This is a genomic window from Desulfosarcina sp., from assembly GCF_033791525.1.
Classification (GTDB): domain Bacteria; phylum Desulfobacterota; class Desulfobacteria; order Desulfobacterales; family Desulfosarcinaceae; genus Desulfosarcina.
In genome coordinates this window covers 1-3,387 of record NZ_JASJGN010000114.1, presented here as the reverse complement: position 1 = coordinate 3,387, position 3,387 = coordinate 1, and the positions used below count along the sequence as shown (strand labels likewise).

4 protein-coding genes are annotated in these 3,387 nt (G+C 55.8%); all 4 read left to right on the top strand.

Annotated elements, in window-relative coordinates; translation table 11 throughout:
* Nucleotides 1-163, top strand: a 163-nt coding sequence (acpP, locus tag QNK41_RS05515) for an acyl carrier protein (RefSeq protein WP_319254587.1), incomplete at its 5' end; no start/stop codon positions are given.
* Nucleotides 164-287: 124 nt separating this feature from the next.
* Nucleotides 288-1,529: a beta-ketoacyl-ACP synthase II gene (fabF, locus tag QNK41_RS05510; protein WP_319254584.1), complete on the top strand. Its 1,242-nt coding sequence runs from the start codon at nt 288-290 to the stop codon at nt 1,527-1,529.
* Between the two features lie 381 nt (nt 1,530-1,910).
* Nucleotides 1,911-2,363 (top strand): ribose 5-phosphate isomerase B, encoded by a 453-nt coding sequence (gene rpiB / locus QNK41_RS05505; protein WP_319254582.1) that lies wholly within the window; start codon nt 1,911-1,913, stop codon nt 2,361-2,363.
* 26 nt (nt 2,364-2,389) lie between these two features.
* Nucleotides 2,390-3,387, top strand: a 998-nt coding sequence (glyA, locus tag QNK41_RS05500; RefSeq protein ID WP_320416509.1) for a serine hydroxymethyltransferase, incomplete at its 3' end; no start/stop codon positions are given.

Sequence of the window (3,387 nt, the reverse complement as noted above, 5' to 3'; positions counted from 1 at the left end):
GGTTCCGGAGGCCTCTTTTGTGGACGACCTCGGGGCCGACAGCCTCGACCTGGTGGAACTGATCATGTCCATGGAAGAAGAGTTCGACGTGGATATTTCCGATGAAGACGCCGAAAAGCTGGTCTCTGTCAAAGACGCCTTTGACTACATTAAAAACCACTGATTTTAATGGTCAATTGAGAATTATGAATTTTTAATTCATGAAAGCCGCCTATTTTTATTAAAAACGATAGGATGCCTTCATTCAAAATTGCTAATTGTTTATTTTACCAGAAGGGACGGAATCGTTGAGCAGACGGGTTGTCATCACCGGATTGGGACTCGTAACACCGCTGGGTATCGGCGTCGATGAAACCTGGTCGGCCCTGTGTGAAGGCCGGTCCGGCATCGGCGAAATCACGCGTTTCGACACCACCGAATTTACCACCAAAATTGCGGGGGAAGTAAAAGGTTTCAACGCGGAAGATTTTCTTCCCAAAAAAGAGGCCAAACGTACTGAAAGATTCATTGCCTATGCCGTGGCAGCTGCCCGGATGGCCGTTGAAAACGCCCGCCTGACCATCGACGACACCAACGGTCCCCGTATAGGCGTGCTCACCGGATGCGGACTGGGCGGGCTGGAAATGCTGGAGGTAACCGCCCGCACCGTTCAGGAAAAGGGCCCCAAACGGGTCAGCCCCTTCTTCATCCCCATGATCATCGGCAATATGGCCCCGGGGATGATCTCGATCCACCTGGGCGCCAAAGGACCCAACATCTCCGTGGCCACGGCCTGCGCCGCCGGCGCCCATGCCATCGGCGATGCCTGCAACACCATCATACGGGGACAGGCCGACGCCATGATCACCGGCGGCGTGGAATCGGTCATTACCCCCACCTGCATTGCCGGCTTCAACTCTATGAAGGCCCTGTCCACCCGCAACGATGACCCTCAGAAGGCTTCACGGCCCTTTGACCGCGACCGGGACGGATTCGTGGTGGGTGAAGGCGCAGGAATGCTGATTCTCGAAGAGCTGGAACATGCTCTCGAGCGAGGTGCAACCATTCTGGCTGAAATGGCCGGCTACGGCCAGAGCGGTGACGGCTATCATATGACCTCCCCGTCTCCGGACGGCGACGGCATGATCCGCTGCATGCAGGCCGCCCTTGACAGCGCGGGTATCACCTGCGAGGCCATCGACTACATCAACGCCCACGGCACGTCCACCCCGCTGAACGATCTCTACGAAACCCGGGCAATCAAAAAGGTATTTGGCGATTTCGCCCCGAGGATACCTATTTCTTCCACCAAATCCATGACCGGCCACCTGCTGGGTGGTGCCGGCGGGATCGAAACCGCGTTTACCGTATTGGCTATAAAAAACAGCATCATCCCGCCCACCATCAATCTGGAAAATCCTGGCGAAGAATGTGATCTGGACTACGTACCCAAGGTGGCCCGCCAGGCGGACATTGCCTACGCCATGTCCAACTCCTTCGGCTTCGGCGGCACCAACGCCAGCCTGGTGGTAAAGCGATACGAACCATAAATTAGGCGAACCCGTTAATCAATCATGGGGTTTAACCCCACCTGTCCACTTACGCCATCCACCCGCACCTGACACATCGGAAATAACAAATTACAAGCACCAAATTACAAGCAAATTCCAACGCCCAATATCCAAATCTCAAATAAGATCAGCATCCAAATTGTTTGGAATTTTGGTCATTGTGATTTATTTGTTATTTGTCTGTTGGCTATTTTGATTTGATCGTATTTGGTTTTTTTTGACATGAAGACGAAATAAATAAGTGCCTAACCGACCTAAACACTTCCCTTTTTTTTCTTGCGGTGTTCGCTGGTTCTGGATATGTAAACAAGTTAGTCCAATTGTCGATCACGCTTTTTCCACCGAAAGGACCAAAGGACCATGACCGATGCATCCGGCCCACAGCGAATCATCATCGGCTGCGACCATGCGGCATACCAGCTCAAGGAGACACTGAAAACAGCCATGCAGGCGCAAGGTATCCCCGTTACCGATGTCGGCACCTACAGCGAGGCCTCCATGGACTATCCGGACACCGGCAAGACCGTGGCCGAAAAGGTTTCCTCGGGCGAATACGAGCGGGGTATTCTCATCTGCGGCACCGGACTGGGTATGTCCATGGTGGCCAACAAATACCCCCACGTGCGCGCAGCCCTTTGCAACGACCTGTTCTCAGCCACCATGAGCCGGCGGCACAACAACGCCAACATCCTGGTCATGGGTGGCCGGGTTATCGGTGATATCCTGGCCCTGGAAATCCTGAGCACCTGGTTGAAAACCGCCTTCGAGGCGGGTCGGCATCAGCGCCGGCTGGACAAGTTTGACAGTATCTAAAGTAAAATAGAAAGCGAGAATGGACGTTGAAAATCGACTTAATTCGAGAAACCGATCCCGAAATCGCCCGGGTCATCCAGAACGAAGCAATGCGTCAGCAGTCTCACCTGGAGCTGATTGCATCGGAAAATATCGCCAGCCAGGCCGTCATGGCGGCCCAGGGCAGCATCCTGACCAACAAATACGCCGAAGGCTACCCCGAAAAACGCTACTACGGGGGTTGTGAGTTCGTCGACCGGGGTGAACAGATGGCCATCGACCGGGCCCTGGCCCTGTTCGGCGCCGACTGCGCCAACGTGCAGCCCCACTCGGGCTCCCAGGCCAACATGGCCGCCTACTTTGCCCTTCTCGAACCCGGAGATACGGTTCTGGCCATGGACCTGGCCCACGGTGGTCACCTGACCCACGGTGCCAAAGTCAGCTTTTCCGGTCGGCTTTTCCACTTCGTCCACTACGGCGTCAACCGGGAGACGGAAACCATCGACTACGACCAGGTGGAACGCCTGGCCAGGCAGCACCGCCCAAAAATGATCGTGGCCGGTGCAAGTGCTTATCCTCGTTTTTTCGATTTCAAGGCCCTGGCGGAGATCGCCCGATCAATCGATGCGCTGCTGATGGTGGATATGGCCCACATCGCCGGACTGGTGGCAGCCGGGGTGCACCCCTCACCCATTCCCCATAGCGACGTGGTCACCTCCACCACGCACAAGACATTGCGAGGCCCCCGCGGGGGCCTGATCCTGGCCCGGGAGGGCTACGGAAAAAAGATCAACAGCCAGGTGTTTCCCGGCATTCAAGGCGGCCCGCTGATGCACGTCATCGCCGCCAAGGCCGTGGCCTTCAAGGAGGCGCTGGGCGACCCCTTCAGACAATATCAGAAAAACACCGTAACCAATGCGGCGACGCTGGCCAACAGCCTTAAAGATAACGGCCTGGATCTGGTGTCCGGCGGCACGGACAACCATCTCATGCTGGTCAACCTCACCCGCATGGGTATCACCGGCCGGGATGCGGAGGAAGCATT

Excerpts from the sequence above, each read along its gene's own strand:
- rpiB (WP_319254582.1), top strand. The coding sequence starts at position 1,911 with ATGACCGATGCATCCGGCCCACAGCGAATCATCATCGGCTGCGACCAT.